16 protein-coding genes are annotated in these 18,342 nt (G+C 63.4%); 7 read left to right on the plus strand and 9 right to left on the minus strand.

Annotation, left to right across the window (positions count from 1 at the left end; genetic code table 11):
* Nucleotides 1-143 precede the first annotated feature (143 nt).
* Complete coding sequence (locus tag QRN52_RS22495) at nucleotides 144-2,390, plus strand: S9 family peptidase (RefSeq protein WP_284755980.1); 2,247 nt, start codon at nucleotides 144-146, stop codon at nucleotides 2,388-2,390.
* A 45-nt stretch (nucleotides 2,391-2,435) separates the two neighbouring features.
* A complete protein-coding gene (locus tag QRN52_RS22500; protein ID WP_284755982.1) occupies nucleotides 2,436-4,103 on the plus strand; it encodes a sensor histidine kinase in 1,668 nt (555 codons plus the stop codon).
* A gap of 169 nt (nucleotides 4,104-4,272) precedes the next feature.
* On the opposite strand, the gene QRN52_RS22505 is transcribed toward QRN52_RS22500, so the two are convergent.
* The 8 genes from QRN52_RS22505 to QRN52_RS22540 all read right to left on the minus strand — a co-directional run bounded on the left by QRN52_RS22505 (nucleotide 4,273) and on the right by QRN52_RS22540 (nucleotide 13,547).
* Complete coding sequence (locus tag QRN52_RS22505) at nucleotides 4,273-4,452, minus strand: hypothetical protein (RefSeq protein WP_284755984.1); 180 nt, start codon at nucleotides 4,450-4,452, stop codon at nucleotides 4,273-4,275.
* A gap of 82 nt (nucleotides 4,453-4,534) precedes the next feature.
* Nucleotides 4,535-5,335: a response regulator transcription factor gene (locus tag QRN52_RS22510; RefSeq protein WP_284755986.1), complete on the minus strand. Its 801-nt coding sequence runs from the start codon at nucleotides 5,333-5,335 to the stop codon at nucleotides 4,535-4,537.
* A gap of 98 nt (nucleotides 5,336-5,433) precedes the next feature.
* Complete coding sequence (locus QRN52_RS22515) at nucleotides 5,434-6,084, minus strand: TetR/AcrR family transcriptional regulator (RefSeq protein WP_284755988.1); 651 nt, start codon at nucleotides 6,082-6,084, stop codon at nucleotides 5,434-5,436.
* Between the two features lie 24 nt (nucleotides 6,085-6,108).
* Complete coding sequence (locus QRN52_RS22520) at nucleotides 6,109-8,136, minus strand: CocE/NonD family hydrolase (RefSeq protein WP_284755990.1); 2,028 nt, start codon at nucleotides 8,134-8,136, stop codon at nucleotides 6,109-6,111.
* Nucleotides 8,137-8,166: 30 nt separating this feature from the next.
* Nucleotides 8,167-10,095 (minus strand): dipeptide ABC transporter ATP-binding protein, encoded by a 1,929-nt coding sequence (locus QRN52_RS22525; protein WP_284755992.1) that lies wholly within the window; start codon nucleotides 10,093-10,095, stop codon nucleotides 8,167-8,169.
* Nucleotides 10,095-11,000: an ABC transporter permease gene (locus QRN52_RS22530; protein ID WP_284755994.1), complete on the minus strand. Its 906-nt coding sequence runs from the start codon at nucleotides 10,998-11,000 to the stop codon at nucleotides 10,095-10,097. The genes QRN52_RS22525 and QRN52_RS22530 overlap by 1 nt, the downstream gene beginning before the upstream one ends.
* Nucleotides 11,001-11,013: 13 nt before the next feature.
* Nucleotides 11,014-11,970 carry an ABC transporter permease gene (locus QRN52_RS22535; protein ID WP_284755996.1) on the minus strand — a complete coding sequence of 319 codons (957 nt, stop codon included), beginning with the start codon at nucleotides 11,968-11,970 and terminating at the stop codon, nucleotides 11,014-11,016.
* Complete coding sequence (locus QRN52_RS22540) at nucleotides 11,970-13,547, minus strand: ABC transporter substrate-binding protein (RefSeq protein ID WP_284755997.1); 1,578 nt, start codon at nucleotides 13,545-13,547, stop codon at nucleotides 11,970-11,972. Before QRN52_RS22540 ends, QRN52_RS22535 begins: the two co-directional genes overlap by 1 nt.
* A gap of 175 nt (nucleotides 13,548-13,722) precedes the next feature.
* Here QRN52_RS22540 and QRN52_RS22545 point away from each other — a divergent pair, with 175 nt between their 5' ends.
* Nucleotides 13,723-14,583 carry a DMT family transporter gene (locus tag QRN52_RS22545; protein WP_284755999.1) on the plus strand — a complete coding sequence of 287 codons (861 nt, stop codon included), beginning with the start codon at nucleotides 13,723-13,725 and terminating at the stop codon, nucleotides 14,581-14,583.
* Nucleotides 14,580-15,059: a hypothetical protein gene (locus tag QRN52_RS22550; protein ID WP_284756001.1), complete on the plus strand. Its 480-nt coding sequence runs from the start codon at nucleotides 14,580-14,582 to the stop codon at nucleotides 15,057-15,059. The genes QRN52_RS22545 and QRN52_RS22550 overlap by 4 nt, the downstream gene beginning before the upstream one ends.
* Nucleotides 15,060-15,081: 22 nt before the next feature.
* On the opposite strand, the gene QRN52_RS22555 is transcribed toward QRN52_RS22550, so the two are convergent.
* Nucleotides 15,082-15,636, minus strand: coding sequence for a GNAT family N-acetyltransferase (locus QRN52_RS22555; protein WP_234748811.1), 555 nt, complete (start codon nucleotides 15,634-15,636; stop codon nucleotides 15,082-15,084).
* Nucleotides 15,637-15,754: 118 nt separating this feature from the next.
* Here QRN52_RS22555 and QRN52_RS22560 point away from each other — a divergent pair, with 118 nt between their 5' ends.
* Genes QRN52_RS22560 through QRN52_RS22570 form a run of 3 tightly spaced genes read left to right on the plus strand, consistent with a single transcriptional unit; the run spans nucleotide 15,755 to nucleotide 18,253 of the window.
* Nucleotides 15,755-16,237, plus strand: coding sequence for a hotdog fold thioesterase (locus QRN52_RS22560; protein WP_284756004.1), 483 nt, complete (start codon nucleotides 15,755-15,757; stop codon nucleotides 16,235-16,237).
* A gap of 7 nt (nucleotides 16,238-16,244) precedes the next feature.
* Nucleotides 16,245-17,597 carry a phenylacetate--CoA ligase PaaK gene (gene paaK / locus QRN52_RS22565; RefSeq protein ID WP_284756007.1) on the plus strand — a complete coding sequence of 451 codons (1,353 nt, stop codon included), beginning with the start codon at nucleotides 16,245-16,247 and terminating at the stop codon, nucleotides 17,595-17,597.
* A 53-nt stretch (nucleotides 17,598-17,650) separates the two neighbouring features.
* Nucleotides 17,651-18,253: a TetR/AcrR family transcriptional regulator gene (locus QRN52_RS22570; RefSeq protein ID WP_284756008.1), complete on the plus strand. Its 603-nt coding sequence runs from the start codon at nucleotides 17,651-17,653 to the stop codon at nucleotides 18,251-18,253.
* Nucleotides 18,254-18,342: the final 89 nt, after the last annotated feature.

Raw genomic sequence — 18,342 nt, forward strand, 5'->3', positions numbered from 1 at the left:
CCAGCAACACCTGGACCGGCACACCCAAGACCGGACAATTCACCTGCACCTAAGAGCCCACCTAAGCCCGTCCCTAAGCCCGCATCGCTACCCCCGCAGCGAACGCGGGCGCCGATGTTGTACAGCCTCTATATATTGAGAGCATGACCCAGACTTCCGGTTCCGCCCAGCCGTCCCACGCCGAAGGCCCAACACCCCCAGTCGCCAAGAAGGTGCCCACCACCCGCGAGCACCACGGCGATGTCTTCGTGGACAACTACGAATGGCTGCGGGACAAGGAGTCCTCCGAGGTCGTTGAGCACTTGAAGGCTGAAAATGCCTATCAGGAAGCCGTCACCGCGCACCAGGAACCGCTGCGCGAGGCCATCTTCCAGGAAATCAAGGGACGTACCCAGGAGACCGACCTCTCGGTCCCCAGCCGCAAGGACGGCTGGTGGTACTACACCCGCTCCGTTGAGGGCAAGGAGTACGGCATCCACTGCCGCGTCCGGGCCGCGAACTCCGGCGATCCCGTGGCCGACTGGACGCCGCCGGCGGTGGAACCCGGCGTCGAACTCCAAGGTGAAGAAGTCCTGTTGGACGGCAACGCCGAAGCGGAAGGCAAGCCGTTCTTCTCCGTTGGCGGCACGGCCGTAACGCTGGACGGCAATCTCTACGCCTATGCCGTGGACAATTCCGGCGAGGAACGCTTCACGCTCCGCATCAAGGACCTGCGCACGGGTGAGCTGCTGCCCGACGTCATCGAGAACATCTTCTACGGCGTGGCCTTCTCGCCCGACGGCACCCGGATCTTCTACACCGTGGTGGACGATTCCTGGCGCCCGTATCAGGTCAAGTCGCATGTCTTGGGCACGCCCGTCAGCGAGGATGAGGTCATCTATCAAGAGGACGACGTCGCCATGTGGCTCGGATTCGAGCTCTCCTCCGACCGGAGGTACCTCGTGCTGAGCATCGGCTGCTCGGAGTTCAGCGAGACGCGCCTGCTGCGCTTTGACGACTACGACGCCGGCCTGTCCACTGTGATCTCCCGCGACGAACGCATCCTCTACGAGGCCGAGCCGTTCCTCCTCGATGGCGCCGATGGACAAAAAGCCGAGACCATCCTCCTGACCCATAACAAGGACGCCATCAACTCGATGGTGTCCATCGCGGACCCGGCCGAGTTGGCCAGGCCGCTGGCCGAGCAGCACTGGCGCACCGTCGTCGAGCATTCCGACGCCGTTCGCGTCAACGGTGCCGGCGTCACCTCGACGCATCTGGTGGTGGCGGTACGGCAGGACACGATCGAACGGGTGCAGGTGCTGCCCCTCGCCGGACTGGGAACCGCCGCCCAGGGCGCCGCTGTTGAGCCTGCCTTCGACGAGGAGCTGTACACCGCCGGGGTGGCGGGTTCGGACTACGAAGCCCCGGTGATCCGCATCGGATACACGTCCTTCTTCACGCCGTCGCGGGTGTACGACTTCGTGCTCCCGACCGATGCGCTGCCGAACGGCGAACTGCTGCTGCGGAAGGAAAGCCCGGTGCTGGGCGGGTACACCGCATCCGACTACGTGGCCACCCGGGAATGGGCGACGGCGGCGGACGGCACACGCGTTCCACTGTCCGTGCTGCGGCATGCCTCCCTTAAGCAAGACTCAACCGCTGCGGGCCTGGTCTATGGTTATGGCTCCTATGAGGTCAGCATGGATCCCGGCTTCGGCGTTGCGCGTTTGTCCCTCTTGGACCGCGGAATCGTCATGGTGATCGCGCACATCCGCGGCGGCGGCGAGCTCGGCCGGCGCTGGTACGACGACGGAAAGAAGCTCAACAAGAAAAACACCTTCACGGACTTCATCGCAGCAACGGACTGGCTTTCACAGTCCGGCTGGGTGGCGCCGGAGCGGATCGCGGCCATGGGTGGCTCCGCGGGCGGCCTGCTGATGGGCGCCGTGGCCAACCTTGCGCCGGAAAAGTACGCGGCGATCGTGGCAGCCGTGCCGTTCGTGGACGCGCTCAACACTATCCTGGACCCGGAGTTGCCGCTCTCCGCCCTCGAGTGGGAAGAATGGGGCAACCCCATCACGGATCCCGAGGTGTACGAGTACATGAAGTCCTACACTCCGTACGAGAACATCCGAGCCGTTTCGTACCCGCGGATCGCCGCAGTGACCTCCTTCAACGACACCCGCGTGTTCTACGTGGAGCCAGCCAAGTGGGTCCAGGTGCTACGTTCCGAGACCACCGGCACGGCGCCGATCGTGATGAAGATCGAGATGGAGGGCGGACACGGCGGAGCTTCCGGACGATACGTGCAGTGGCGCGAGCGCGCTTGGGACTATGCCTTCGTCGCGGACTCGCTCGGCGCCGTCGAACTACTGCCCGGGGCGGGGCTCAAGCAACGTTCTCGATAGTAGACTCTCCAAAGGGGGGGCCGAACCGGACAGTAGGAGCGCAGCTTGACTCACGACGCACCGGTGCCAAACCGTGCTTTGGTAGCCGACCCTGACCCTGCCCGTCTCGCCGAGACGGTTGCAGCGCTCGCCGCGGCGGGGTTTCTGGTTCGTTCAGCGCCCGACGCCGGTTCGCTTGCGGCCGCGCTGGAAAGCGAACCGAGCGACGTGCTGGTGGTAGACAACGACCTCCGCGAGTTCCTGCCCAGGAACGTCGGCCCGGTTCTGCTCATGCTGGATCCCGAGGACGAGCTGGATGTTGCTGCCTTGGAAGCCTGGGCCATTGCGGATTTCATATACAAGGGCCAAGCTCCGTCCTTTCGGGCATCCAGGGCACTGGTCCTGATAGCCCGCGCCGCCGAACGGACGCGCCGCCGTTCGGAAGCAGAGTCGCTGAGGGAGAGCCTGCGGAAGGTGTCCGCGGCGATCCGGTCCACCATTGATCCAGGCCGGATTGCCCGGCATCTGGTGGATGGAATCGGCGAGGCCCTGGGCGCGGAACACGTCTGGTTCACCACGTTCCAGGACACGCGCGTGCCGCAAGTGAGCGCCGAATGGAACGCTCCGGGACTGGTACCGGGAGTCCTTCCACGCGAACTCACCGACAACATCGCGACGTTCGAGCTGGCGGAGCGGTTGTGGGCAGAAGCGGAGGTGCAGCCGCTGCCGAAACGGGCTCCCTCGGGTGGCTCCGCTGGCGCGGGTGCGCCGGGTGGCGCGGGAGCGCCGGGTGGCGCGGGTGCGCTGGGTGGCGCGGGTGCGCCGTCGGCTTCTGTTGTGGTGCCGGTAGGCGAAGGTGATCTGGTTCTGGGGGTCATCTGGATCGCCCGCCCGGACACCGCTCAGGAATGGACCCGCGCCGAAATAGGCCTGATTCAGCACGTCTCGGGAAACCTGGCGTACGGCCTGATGCAGAGCCACCTGATCGGCGCGCAACAGCAAGTCATGTACAAGCTCCAGGAACTCGACCAGGCCAAGACCGATTTCCTCACTACTGTGAACCACGAACTTCGAACTCCCCTGACGTCCATCACGGCCTATCTGGACATGATCCGCGCCGGCGCTGGTGGACCTCTTCCCGCGGGTGTCGGGCGGATGGTCGACGTCATTTCACGAAATGCCGAGCGCCTCCGACGGCTGATCGAAGATATGCTCACCGTCTCGCACCAGGACACGTCCGGCGACCTCCAATTGAGCCGCGTGAATGTGGGCACCCTGCTCAGGCTTGTTGTCTCGACGTTGCAGCCGCTCGCCGACTCCCGTTCACTGTCCCTTACCGTGATGCATGCGCCAGGAACCGTGACGGTCCAGGCTGACGAGGCCAAGCTCGAGCAGGTCTTCGCCAACATCATCAGCAACGCGATCAAGTTCACGCCCGACGGCGGCCACGTCGCCGTCAGCAGCGGGGTCACCTCGGACCCAGGCGCGGTTCCCAGCGTGGTGGTGCGCGTGGAGGACACCGGCGTCGGGATCCCCGAAACGGAAATCGACCAAGTGTTCACGCGGTTCTTCCGCGCCTCAAACGCCTCCACAGCGGCCATCCCCGGGAGCGGGCTTGGCCTGGCGATAGCCCACGACATTGTGGAACGCCATTCCGGCCGCCTCGACGTCGAGTCCGCCCTCGGCGTGGGAACCACGGTTTCAGTCCAGCTCCCGCTGGATACGGAGAACTAAGGGGCCCGACGCCGGCCGGACGGCGCCGTCGTGACCTTCTTGCGCCACGCCCAAAAGAACACCGCCCCGAGACGGTTGCCCGGGGCGGTGTTTGGCATTGCTTTGTGGTCCACCCAAGTACCTGGCAGTAGATGCCGTTATGAGACGTCTAAACGGCATCTAATGCGAGCTAGTTGGGCCACCAACCGATCTGCGCGTAGTGGACCGGGTCGCTCACAACAGGGACGGTGGTAACCGTCGTTACTGTGGTGCTCGTGGTGTCGTGCTTCGGGGCGGCGTTGGCGGGAGTGACAAATCCGCCAATAGCGAGCAGCCCCGTCATGAGAAGTGTTGCGGCGAATTTTTTCATGCAGTGCTCCTTTGAGCCGTAAAAATCCGAAGTTGACTTTCCCAGCGTAAAGAGCCTCGTTAAAGGTTCCCTTAAGATTCGATCAGTTTTCGGAAGTCTTTGCAGCTAGCCGGTATCCAACACCACGGACGGTTTCCACCCAGCGTGGCGACTGCGCCGAATCGCCGAGCTTCCGCCGCAGATTGGCGATGTGTACCTGGATCGCGCGCTCCTCGGACTCGCTGACATAGCCTCCGGTTTCGTACTCCCTGGCATGGAGCCAGCGGGCAAGGCCCGTGGTGCTCCGGACAACGCGTCCGGCCTCCATGAGGGCCTGAAGAAGATCGAACTCGGTGCGGGTCAACTGCACCTCTTCGGTGCCCACCCGGGTAGTCCGCGTGGCCACGTCCAGGTAAAGGCCGTTGTGCTCCAGCCCAGATGGCTCGGCCTCCGGAAGCACGGGGGTGGGTGCGGCTGGCGCGTTCGACGGCGGAGCCGGCGGCAGCTCCGCCGTCGGGCTCCCTCCGGAACCGCTCAAAAGCTTGCTGCCGCGCGGCCGTCGAAGGAGCGTCTCAACCCGGGCCAGGAGCTCCCGGGCGCGGAAGGGCTTGGTGACGAAGTCATCAGCGCCGACTGCCAGCCCTTGCAGAGTGTCCACCTCGCGCGCGCGGGCGGTAAGCATGATGATGTAGGCGTCACTGAACTCCCGGACGCGGCGGGTGACCTCGATCCCGTCAATGTCGGGCAAACCGAGGTCCAAGGTAATCACGTCCGGGTTGTGAAGGCGGACCGCATCTACGCCATCAAGACCGTTTCCGGCAGCGTAAACCTCCAGGCCCGATGCTTCGAGGACGGCATGGACCACCTCACGAATGTCATCGTCATCCTCAATTACTACAGCCACGCCCGATGCGCCCACGTCAAGATCCCCATCTCTTATGCTCAGCCCACCTTAACACCAGCAGTGCCTGCTATCCTCGCGCATTTCAGCGTAAGTCCCGCTTAGCTGATCTGGAGCTCGCGCCTCACGAACGCGATGAGCAGGCTCCGGGATGTTTCCACCGGCAGGGATGAACCCCGTGCATAGCACTGGACGGCGAGGCCATCCACCATGGCGGCCGTTTCAATGGCGAAACTCCGGGGATCGTCGCAGACGAAGGATCCCTCGCTGACGCCACGCTCGGTAATCTCACGCAGGGCGCTGCGCCAGCCGTCGTAGTGTTCGCTCATCCAGCGTCCGTAGGCTTCGTCCCTGGCCGCTGCGGACCAGAAATCGAACCAGATCAGCCAGTGCCGGCGGGAGTTCGCGTCGGAACCGAACATTCCCTCCAGGAAATACAGCAGTTCCCGGGTGGGGTCGCCGGACCCTCTGGCGCTCTCCTGGAGCGGAACGTAGAAGTCCGCGGTTTCTGCCTTGACTACTTCCATGAGGACTTCGTCGAGACTCTTGAAATGGTAGGTGATGGTCCCGGGTGACACTCCGCAGGCTTTTGAAATGTCGCGGATAAGGACATTGAACAACCCCTTGTCCGCGATCAGGTCCCGTGCGGCGTCAACCACCAGCTGACGCCGCACTTCAGTAGGATGCCGCTGCCGTTCGCCGACGGTCTTGGCGCGGGGCCGCTCTTCGTGGTCCTTGGCGGTAGTTGTCATGTCGCTCGTCCTCGTCTCCCCTGCTCAGGCCGATGTCCGACTGATGCGCTTCTCAAAAGTCTTTTCAAAGAATAGTTGCTCGTCCTTGAACGTCTTGACTTCGTTGTGCAGTACATAGTGGTCCTTGCTGGCGGTGACCGTAGCGTGGGTCTCGATCCTAACTCCCCAATCCTCGCGCTGCAGGGAGACGTTCCACATGGACTCAGCCCGCGCCGTCAGGGGATCGTTTCCCGATATCGAATACCGTTCGAGGGCTTCTTCGCCAAAGTTCAGGCCGTCCGGGTAGATCCGGTTGCCGCCGTAGTTCGGGTCCACGGTCAAGGTCCAGGACTCCGATTGCGGCTCGTACCTGACCTCACGTTCGGGGCGGGAGGCCAGCACAGGTCCGGGCCTGATGTCCAAACCCGGGGCTTGCTCAGCTTCCTCGAACGCGATGTCGCGCCTTCCAATGGCGGCAGGATCGAGGTCATCGAGTGTCAGTACGCTCTGCTCCGAATCAACGGTCACAGACCCCTGTTCGCCGTGCGGCCAGATCCAGGGCCAGTACGTCGTGGCCAAAGCGAGCCGGAGCCTGTGCCCGGCCGGAATCTGCCACGACATGGAGGTGAACTCGATCTCGGCTTCCACGAATTGACCCGGAACGAGCTCCTCCGCCTTGTCCATCCCGTTTCGCCTCGCCAGGTTGATGGCCCCGCGGGTGATCAGGGTGGACGATCCATCCGGTCCCACATCGCAGAGCCGGGCAATGACATTGGCCCGGGGCGTGCTGCTGCTGATCCGCAGCTTCAGACGGGCGTAGCCAAACAGGTTGATGTCCTCTTCGAGGACCGGAGTCTCGAACACCAGCGAGCGCCCATCCTCGGCGCGCTGGTCCGGCGGCAGATCGGACAGGTTCCCGAAGGGGAACCACCGGGCGGCGTCCACGCCGTTGTGTTGCGGTGTGTCGACGACGGCCATCCCGGCGGCGTCCGTTGCCAGGCTGCGCAAATCTGAACTTAGCTTGAAGCGCCGGTGCCCGACGTCGACGGACGGCCAGCCGTCCAGTCCCACCCAGGTGCCCGCCCGCTCCGGGTAATGGGTGGCCGGCCGCACGGATTCCTGGTGATAGGCGCGCAGCGGGGGTTCGGCCATGACCTCCGTTTCGATGCCTTTGAGCCAGTAGTCCCACCAACGCAAGGTCTCCTGCAGGAAGCCAATGGTGGGACCGGGCGTGCGCTGGATGTCCGGATACTGGTGCGACCATGGGCCGATCAGCCCTTGCACGGGCGCGTCAAGATGCTCCAGCAGCCGAAAAACGGTATTGCGGTAGGGATCAGCCCAGCCTCCGACGGCCAAAACGGCAGCGGTGATTTTGGAATAGTCTTCGCAGACCGAACCGTGACGCCAGTAGTCATCGCGTTCTTGGTGGTCCATCCAGATTTCGGAGAAAGGCTGGAGGGCTTCCAGGCGTTCCTTCCACATGGTTTCCCAAGCGTCGCCAACCCGCCAGGGCGCAGGCGGGCGGCACTGGAACGCCAGCATGGTTCCAGCCCAGGAAGTCATGTCGATGCCCAGCATCGCGCCGCCGAAATAGTGCACGTCGTCGGCATAGCGGTCGTCCGTGGAGCAGACTGTGACAATGGCTTTAAGCGCCTCCGGCTGCTCCGCCGCGAGCTGCAAGGCATTGAATCCGCCCCAGGAGATTCCGAACATTCCCACTTTGCCGGTACACCAAGGCTGTGCGGCCAGCCACTCGATGACCTCAACGCCGTCTGCTTGTTCCTGAGGGTGGTATTCGTCAAGCATGACGCCTTCGGAATCTCCGCAGCCGCGCATGTCCACCCGGACCGAGGCGTACCCGTGGCCCGCGTACCACGGGTGGCGCTGCGCGTCACGCGGCGCAGTCCAGTCCCCGCGTCGATAGGGCAGGTACTCCAACAGTGCAGGCACCGGCCGTGAGGCCGCGTCTTCGGGAAGCCAGATTGTGGCAGCCAGCCGGACGCCGTCGCTCATCGGAATGAGGACGTGTTCCATGACGGTGACGGAGTGGGGGAAGTCCGTGCGGATCTTCACGGGCGTTTCCTTTCTAGGGCGCGTGCAGCGCTAGAGGGCAGCGGGTGCCTGGCGGAGGTCTGCCACGTCGGCGTGGCATTTGATATGGTGCGTGTCCGAAACCTGGATGGTGGGCGGGAGGACCGTGCGGCAAACGTCGCGGACAATCGGACACCGGCTGGCAAAGGGGCATCCGAGCTCGGGCGGGGCGTCAGGGATTTCGTCCCGGACTCCTTGTGCCTTGGCCTCATGGTCGTCGCCGAGTTCGATCACCGAGTCCAGCAGGAGCCGGGTGTATGGATGGGACGTGTTGGAGAAGATCTCCTCCACTGTGCCGTCCTCGACGATGCGTCCGAGGTACAGAACCACAACGCGGTCCGCTACTGACCGGACGACGGCGAGATCATGGGTGATGAAGAGGAAGCCGATGTCCTTGTCCCGGCTCAGGGTGTCCATCAGTCGCAGGATGGAAGATTGCACCGAGACGTCAAGCGCTGACACAACTTCGTCCGCCAGCACGAGGGACGGGCCGGCGGCGATGGCCCGGGCGATGCCGACTCGCTGGCGTTGGCCACCCGAGAGCTGGCCCGGCAGCCGCTGCGCGAAGCTGGCCGGGAGCTCCACTTCTTCCAACGCCCGCTCCACGGTGGATCCTTTGACGCCGAAAAGCTTCAAGGGCCGCGCGATAGCCGTCCGGACGGAATGCCTTGGATTGAGCGAAGTGTCGGCATTTTGGAAGATCAACTGCACTGCTTGGCGGAGACTCTTGGGGCGGCTGGACACGGTCCCGGCCAGATTGCCGCTACCCGCCGGGCCGTTTGCAGGCTCGTCCCCGGACCCGGCGAGGGACATCCGTCCCCCTTCGCTCTTCTGCAAACCCGCAATGGCGTTGGCGATGGTGGACTTTCCGGAACCGGATTCGCCCACGAGCGCCACAATCTCGCCGGCATTAACCTCAAAACTGACATCCTGCACCGTGGGACCCGTGCCGGGAACTGGCTTCTTGCGGTAGTCGATTGTCAGGTTCCGGACGCTCAGCACGGGCTTGGCCTCCCTGGGCGGAGTCCGGATATACAACTCGACGGCGCCTTCCCGCACGGTCCCGTCGTCGATGGCTGATTGATCCATTCCAGGAGGGATGCCGGGAGTGTCGATCCGCGGCACGCTGTCGATCAGGCCCCGCGTGTAAGCATGTTGCGGCTGTGCGAGGACACTTCGAGTCGGGCCGGATTCAACCACCGCACCTTTGCGGAGCAGGGCAATGTCCGTGCACATCTTGTCAATGACGCCCAAGTCATGGCTGACCATTACCATTGACATGCCCAGGGTCTTCTGTAGCTCCGTAAGAAGGTCAAGGATGGCGGCCTGCGTGACCACATCCAGTCCAGTAGTCGGTTCATCAAGGACCAGGAGGGACGGGTTGGCGGCGAGCGCCATGGCAATCCCGATGCGCTGTTGTTGTCCGCCGGAAAATTGGTGCGGGTACCTGTCCAGCGCCGGCCCAGGGTTGGGGAGCCTGACCAGCCGGAGCAGCTCCTCGGCGCGGGCCCGCTGGGCGGCCTTGTTTCCCTTGAGGTGGTGAAGGACTTCAGCGATCTGCTCTCCGATCTTCATGGTGGGAGTCAGCGCGTTTCCGGCATTCTGCGGGACCATCGCAACCTCAGCCGTGCGAAGGCGGCGCAGCTCCCGCGGGGCAAGGGCAAAGACGTCCTGGCCCGCCACGTGCACGGACCCGTTGGACACGAAGGACGTGCTCCGCAGGGAGCCCAGCAAGGCACCGGCCAGCGTGGATTTCCCGGAACCCGACTCCCCCACCAGGCCCAGAACGTGACCGCGCCGCAGCTGCAAGGTCACGTCCTTGAGGACGTCAACTTGGCGGTTTCCCGAGCGGTAGGAAACGCTGAGGTTCTCGATCCGGACAATGTCCGTCCGGTTGACCACGGTTGCTTCATATGTGGTGTCGGCTGCATCAATTGTCACTAGCCCAGCACCTCCTTCATTCGGTCGATGCCGAAGCTCTTCGCAAGCCCATCGGCCGCAAGGTTGAGTCCAACAATCAAGGACGCGAGTGCCGCGATGGGCGACAACGTGGCCATTGGCACAACAGCCATCAGGTTCCGGTTCTCGGCCACCATGAGGCCCCAGTCCGGCGTCGGCGGGCTAGCGCCGAAGCCCAGGAAGGACAGCGAGCTGATAAGCAGCACCACCCAGGAGGCCCTCATGGCGAATTCCACCAAGATGATGTCCAAGACATTGGGGAAGACTTCCCGGAAGAGGATGGAGAACATCCCCTCGCCGCGCGCCTTGGCGGCGGTGATGAAGTCCTTGGGCATCACGTCCATTGCGGCGGCCCGAACAATGCGGGTCACCCCGCCCGTATAGACCACCACAACGGCCAAAATGATCACCCAAGGCCCCGTACCGAAGATGGTCACCACCACCAACATGGACAGGATTGCCGGTACTGCCAGCACCGAATCCAACACCCTGGTGATGATGTCATCGACAATGCCGCCACGGTACGCTGCGATGCCCGCGATGACGGATCCGAGCAAGACCGTGAGTCCGGTGGCAGTGAAACTGATGGCCAATGCGTACTGTCCACCAAACAAGGTTCGCGTGAGGGTATCCCGGCCGAGTGCATCCGTTCCTAGCAAGTGAGCGCCGGAGCTCTCTTGCAGGGCGCTCATCGCGTCCGTGGCGATCGGATCATAGGAAGTCAGCACCGGGGCCAGGATCGCCACCACGATATTCACTATCACCAGGGCAAACCCGAAAGTGGCCGCCCGGGACTTCAGCATGGACCGGACCGCCCGTCCAAGGCTGCTCGGGGCCTTGGGTGCCGGGCCGGTGGGTGCCGGGGCAGTCGTCGTCATTGCGCTCATTTGCTGCTCCCTTTCATTTGCTGCTCCTGGGGTATCGCAGCCGAGGATTCAGCAGGAACGCTGCAAAGTCCGCCAGCAGGTTGCACACCACATATGTCAACGCGCTCATTACCGTGATCAGCAAGATGGTGGGAAGGTCACGTGTCTGGACAGATCTGATCATCAGGGTGCCGATTCCCGGGTAGTTGAAAATGCTTTCCACTACCACCACACCGCCGATCAGCCAGGCTATGTTCATGGCGATCACGTTCAGGGTGGGCAACATGGCGCTGGGCAGCAGGTGCTTGAAGACCACCCGGGAAGTCGAGTTGCCTTTCAAGATCGCTGTGCGGACAAATTCGCTGTCCATCACGTCGATCACCGAGGTGCGCATCATCCGGATGATGTAGGCCGCAAGAACGCAAATCAGCGCCCCGGCAGGTAGCCAGACAGAGGGTAGAAGATCCGCGAGGGAGGCATTCTGACCTGCAATCACCACTGCCGGGAAAATCGGGATGTAGATGGAGAAGAGGAGCACCAGCACGGTGGCCACGACAAACTCCGGAACGCTCATCCCCACGAGCGCCAGCATGGAAATCGAGATGTCCGGCCACCGGTCGCGGGTCAGTCCGGCAACGAGGCCCAGCACAAGGGAGAGCAGGATGCCGATCACGATGGTGATGCCGGCCAGCAGGGACGTGTTCACCAATGCGGAGCCCACCTCTCCAGCGACGCTGCCACCGCCTACGAGGGAGTTGCCAAAGTCGCCGTGCAACGCCTTGCCGAGCCAAGTGAAGAAACGCGAGACAGGCGGCTCATCCAGCCCGAGTTGTTGCCGCATAGTGGCCACCGCCGACGGCGTGGCGTTCTGGCCCAGCAGCTGGGTGGCCGCGTCTCCCGGCAGAGACTGGATGGCACTGAAAACCAGTACCGTTGCCAGCAGCACCGTGAAGACGGACCAGCCCAACCGCTTGGCGAAAAACGTGACCATTATGCACGCAGCCCGATGTTGATGTAGTCGAATTCGAAGCCGTGCTCGCTGTAATTGACTACCTTCTTGCTCAGCCCCGTGATCCGGTCGGAGAAGAAGGGAGTCAGGGAGCCGCCGTCGTCGATCAGGATCTTCTGCGCATCCTGGTAGAGCGTCTTCCGCTTGGCCGCGTCCACTGTGGCGCGGGCAGCGTCCAAAGTCTGGTCGAACGTGGCATTCGAGTATGCCGTCTCGTTGTAGGAAGACCCGGTACGGAAGATCTGGTTCAGCAACTGGTCGATGGGGCGGCCCGTGTACCAGTAGGTGGTCATCAAGGGCTTCTTCATCCAGACGTCGGTGAAGTAGGAATCCGCGGGAGAGTTGGTCACGGCCAAGTTGATGTTGGCGGCCTTCATTGAACTCTGCAGGGCAAGCGCAAGTGGGGACAGCACGGGATCGTAGCTTGAGGTGTAGATGGGCACATCGAAGTGGTCAAAGCCCTTTGCCTTCAGCAGGGACTTCGACTTATCCGGGTCGTAGCCCAAGCCATAGTCGAGGTAGTAGGCCTCGGTGGGTGGCACGGGGTTGTTGTGGGCAACGGTTCCATTGCCCTGCACCGCCAGTTTGAATACTTCGTCCGGGTTATACGCATGCGCGAATGCGCGGCGGATATCCGGGTCTTTGAACTCCGGGCTCGTGTTGAGCATGGGTACCGGATACCACTGGGCGTTCTTCACACTGGTGACCGTTGCTATGGAAGAGGCCGAAACCGTCTTGGCGGTGGCGAAGTCGAGGTTGGTCTGGGCCACGAGATCAACCTGCCCTGCCAGCAAGGCGTTCACCCGGGCCTGGGTGTCCGCGATGGAGGAGAACTCAATCCTGTCCAATGCTGGTTTGTCGCCGAAGTAGTTGGGATTACGCACGATGGAACCGGGCCCTGCCGCCGTGAAACTCTTCAGTTTGAACGGACCGGTGCCGATGCCGCTGGCACCGATGGTGGCTGCGGAACCGGCCGGGATGATGTAGCAGTTGTAACCGGTCAGCAAGCTGGCGAATTCGGCGTTCGGAGACTTCAGGGCAAAAACCACGGTTGTGGCATCGGGGGCCTTGATGGAGTTGCCGTCGACAAAGGGGGACAGCACCCCGGCCTGCGGAGACTTGGTGGCCGGATCCAGGATGTGCTGAATCGAGAAAATGACGTCCTGGGCAGTGAACGGCTTCCCATCGTGCCAAGTCACACCCTTGCGCAGTACAAAAGTCCAGCTCATCGCGTCTGCGGACAGTGTCCACGACTCGGCCAGGTCCGGAACGAGCTCACCCTTGGCCGAAAGCTTGACCAAGCGGTTGTAAAGGGCGCCCAGGTATTCATAAGCGGACAAGGAACTGGCAGGGTCCAAGGTTTCAGCCTTCGACGCCGGCGGCCGGGCGATGCGCAACGTCCCGCCCTGGCGAGCAGCGCCGGTCGCGGCACCCGTGGTCGACGACGACGGGCTGACCCCGCAGGCTGCGAGGACCGCGGGGGCCAGCAACAGGGCTGAACCGGCGAGAAGGGTGCGCCGGGACAGCCACCCTGTTGGTGCTTCGATCCGTGAATCCATGGTGCCGAATCCTTATCTTTATTTCTTCCGCGAACGATCTAATTCATGTACTGTACGAATAAATCGTCTGGGAGAGCAATAGTTCTCCGAATAATTTAACCGGCCTGAAACAATGGGCCATTTCATCGGGAAGGCCCCAATTGTGACCGGATGGTACCGAAGACCAGATGTGCTGATGGTGCTATCTTCCGCGCCCACATACGTGGCTACCCGCGAGGCCCTGAAAGTGGTGGACCCGCAAGACCTGACGCCGCTGCGCTACTTGGGTGCCGCCGTCGTGCTCGGCTTGGTGCTACTGGTCCGGCGGCAGCGGCTCACGCTGCGGGGTGGTGACATTCCGAGGATGCTGGTCGCGGGATTGCTCGGATATGCAGGCTTCGGCCTGCTCCTGAACCTGGGGCAGACGACCGTCCCGGCCGGAACAACGAGCCTCCTGCTGAATATCTCGCCCGTTTTCGCGTTCGTCCTCGGCCATCTCATGCTGCGGGAGAGAACGTCCAGCCTGGGCTACTGGGGGATGCTGCTTGCCGTGGCAGGCGTCGTAGTCATTACGCTGGGCGATTCCGTGGCCGTCGGCTTCAACGGAGACGCCTTGTACATCGTGGCAGCCGCCCTTCTCCTGTCGGCATTCCTCATCGTCCAACAGCCCCTGCTGTCACGCGTCCCTCCGCTCGAAGTGGTCTTCTGGGGATCCCTCATCGGTGGTGTGGCCACGCTGCCGACGGCTCGATTCGCAGTGGCTCCGGCGGAGTTCACATGGACTGTTTGGCTGGCGCTGGCCGTGCTCGTGGTGATCTGCACGGTGGTGGCCTACGGTTTCTGGAACGTCTCGCTGTCGCGGACCAGCGTGGCAGAGGGCGGTTCTCTCCTGTATGTCGTGCCAGTGCTGTCCCTGTTGCTCGGGTGGATTTTGCTGGGTGAAGTCCCCAGTGTCGCGTCCCTCCTCGGAGGGGCGGCCGCATTGGCCGGCGTCATCTTGCTCTCCCGGGCAACAGCGTCCATCGCACCCGAGAAAGAACTGGAGCCCGCACCATGACTATCCCCCAATTCGAGGAGGAATACGTCGAGATTCCCCTCTCTGCAGGCGCGTCCGCCAGGCTCGCCGACATCGCCGCCTCCGCCACGGCGGACGTAGGGGCAATGCTGACAACCATCTCCCTCTGGCGTCCTGGGACCAGGGACCTGGTCCGGGTGTTTTCCACCATGCCGGAGCTCTACCGGGTGGGCGGGATTTCAAGCGAACTGAGTGAAGACTGGCTCAAGCGCTGCGTCGTAACCCAGGAATCATTCCTCGCTTCGGACCAGGGAGCCATCGATTCGGATGCGTTCGAACACCAGGATGTCCTTGGCGCCCTCAACCTCAGCGCAGCTATCAACGCGGTGGTCGTCCACAACGGCCGATTCCTCGGCTGCCTCAATCTGTTGGACGTCGCAGGGGCTTACTCCGAGTCGTCGGTGCGGCGTGCCGAGGCCTACGCCGCGCGGCTCGCGGAGACTCTCCGCACCCTCTGAAATTCGCCTGGAATCCGGGGCGCTATTTCCGGGCGCGCCACTCGGAGTCGAGCATGGCGTAGATGACTTCCGTGGACCATTGGCCCTTGTAGTGCCAGTTGTCCACGAGCTCGGCTTCGCGGCGCATCCCAAGCCGCTCGCACAATCCCGACGATGAGGTGTTCAGGGCATCCAGCTTGGCATCGATCCGGTGGAACATGAGGGTTTCGAAACCCAGGCGGAGCACGGCCTCCGCCGCCTCGGCGGCGTAACCTTGGCCTCGGCTTTCCGGAGCCAGGATCCAGCCAATCTCCGCTTGCCCCGTGCCCGGCAGCCACTTGAGCACAACTTCGCCAAGCAGCCCGGGCGAGTCCGCGCGCTCGATGGCGAGGCACACCCAGTCGCCCTCTTGCTCGAAGGTGAAGTTGGCGTATCGGCCCAGCGCCTCCATGGACTGCGTGAGGGTCAATTCCTGCCGGAGCAGGAATCGGGCAGTCTCGGGCAATGACTGGTAGGCATGGAATCGCTCCAGGTCGGTGGCCTCGAATCGGCGAAGCACAAGCCTCGGAGTCCGGATGGGCAGTTCGATAAGGGGCATGCCTCGAGGCTACTACGGGGGTCCGGAACCGTCCCGCCGAGCGGTCACCTCTTGACAGTTCAAGCAAACTGGGATTACCTAATGAACATTCGGTAAATAAAGCTGGAGGCAATGACGCATGGTTGAGACCACCCTTTCTGGCGCAGCGCAGCACCAGATCCTCAAGAACGACCCCGCCTCGGAGTGGATGGGCCTCAAGGTGCTCAAGATCGACGACGGCCACGCCACGGTCCAGATGACTCTTCGCCAGGAAATGCTCAACGGCTTCGGGATGGCCCACGGCGGAATGATCTTCGCCTTCGCGGATTCAGCGTTTGCCCTCGCGTGCAACCCGGCCGTCCTGTCGCCGTCGGAAGCTGACACCATAACTGTCGCCGCCGGCGTCGACATCAACTTCCTCAAGCCGGCCTATCAAGGCCAGGTGATCACCGCCGTCGCAATCCGTCGCGCCAACAACGGCCGCAGCGGCCTGTACGACATCCAGATCTTCGCGGCCGACCCCACGGAACTCACCGCGTCCGTGTCGACCAAGGATCCGGGCAGCTACGGCGAGCTCATCGCCGAGTTCCGTGGCCGCAGCCGCACCATCTCCAAGAAGTAGGAACACCATGACACAGAACACCGTCGCCGCTCCTGACGCACCGCTTAACACCGCACAGCTAGATCGCGAAGAAACCATCTCCCGCGACGAGCTCGAGGCCCTGCAGCTCAGCCGCCTCCAGCACACCGTGGCCTACGCCTACGATCGCGTGCCGCTGTACAAACGCAAGTTCGACGACGCCGGCGTCCACCCTTCCGATCTCCGCGAACTGTCCGATCTCGGCAAGTTCCCCTACACCACCAAGGAAGACCTCCGCCAGGAATACCCCTTCGGAATGTTCGCCGTGCCGCAGGACGAAGTAGCCCGCATCCACGCGAGCTCCGGCACCACGGGCCGGCCCACCGTCGTCGGGTACACCAAAAACGACCTCGCCAACTGGGCCACCCTCGTGGCCCGCTCGCTCCGCGCCTCCGGTGTCCGCCCGGGCATGAAGGTCCACAACGCCTACGGCTACGGCCTGTTCACGGGCGGCCTGGGTGCGCACGCGGGTGCCGAAGCGCTCGGCTGCACCGTCATCCCGATGTCCGGCGGCCAGACCGAACGCCAGATCCAGCTGATCCAGGACTTCAAGCCGGACGCCATCCTGGCAACCCCCACCTACCTGCTCACGATCGCCGACGCGATGACGCACATGGGTGTGGATCCGGCGTCGACCTCGCTCAAGTACGCCGTGCTCGGAGCCGAACCGTGGACCGAGGAAATGCGCCACGAGCTCGAAACCACCATGAACATCAAGGCCTGCGACATCTACGGGCTCTCCGAAGTCATGGGCCCTGGCGTCGCTGGCGAGGCCGTGGAGACCCAGGACGGCTGCCACATCTGGGAAGACCACTTCCGCCCCGAGATCATCGATCCGTTCGATCCCTCCCGCGGAGTAAGGGCCGTCTTGGCCGACGGCGAGCCGGGCGAACTCGTCTTCACCTCGCTCACCAAGGAAGCGCTGCCGATCATCCGGTACCGCACCAAGGACCTCACGCGCCTGCTGCCCGGCACCGCCCGCCCCGCGCACCGCCGTATGGGCCGCATCACCGGCCGCAGCGACGACATGATCATCCTGCGCGGCGTGAACCTCTTCCCGTCGCAGATCGAGGAAATCGCCCTGCGCATCCCCGAGCTCAGCCCGCACTTCCAGCTCGAGCTCACCCGCCCCGAGGGCAAGCGGATGGATTCGCTGACGGTCAAGATTGAGCGCCGCGAGAACGTTTCGGTCGAGGCGGGCACGACGGCGGCACACGCCTTGCGCGAGCAGATCAAGATCCACGTGGGTTCTTCGTGCGTGGTGGACGTTGTGGAGCCGGGTTCGCTTGAGCGCTCCAACGGCAAACTACGCCGCGTCTACGACATGCGACCCAAGAGGTAACGTGGCCGGGTGCGTGCACGAATCAACCGACCGTTCATGAGAAAATGGCCAGCATGCCTAGTGAAACAGCAACCAAGCGGGGACGCCCCGGATACGACCAGCAATCAGTGCTGCTCATCGCCGTCGACGTCTTCAACCGCCACGGTTACGACGCCACGTCCATGGGCATTCTGGCCGAGAACCTCGGGATCTCAAAGTCGGCCATCTACCACCACGTGCCGTCCAAGGGTGACCTCCTGAAGCTCGCCCTTGAGCATGCACTGGGTGGGCTCGAGGCCATCCTGGAACAGCCCGAGGCTGTTACCGGGGCGGCGGATGCGCGCTTGGAATTTGTCCTCCGGCAGACCATCGCCGTGCTCGTGGACCGGCTGCCGTTCGTCACGCTGCTCCTGCGGCTCAGGGGCAACACCGACATTGAGCGCGATGCCTTGGAACGGCGTCGTGCATTCGACCACAAGGTGGCTGAGCTGATCTCGGCCGCCCGCGAAGAAGGCACCCTGCGCCAGGACATCGACCCCCGCACCGTGACCCGGCTCCTGTTCGGCACCATCAACTCGATCGTGGAGTGGTACAAACCGGGCGGCTCGCTCTCCCCGCAGCGCCTGGCCGACGACGTCATCACCATGGCATTCGACGGCCTCCACGCCTCGGCGTAGGGCTCGCTCCCCCTTCCCCTCCTTCCTCCCCGTTCCTCCCCCGACGCCCGCTCACCTACACGGCACCCTCCCCCGACGCCCGCTCACCT

This window comes from Arthrobacter sp. efr-133-R2A-120 (assembly GCF_030209835.1).
Lineage (GTDB): Bacteria > Actinomycetota > Actinomycetes > Actinomycetales > Micrococcaceae > Arthrobacter.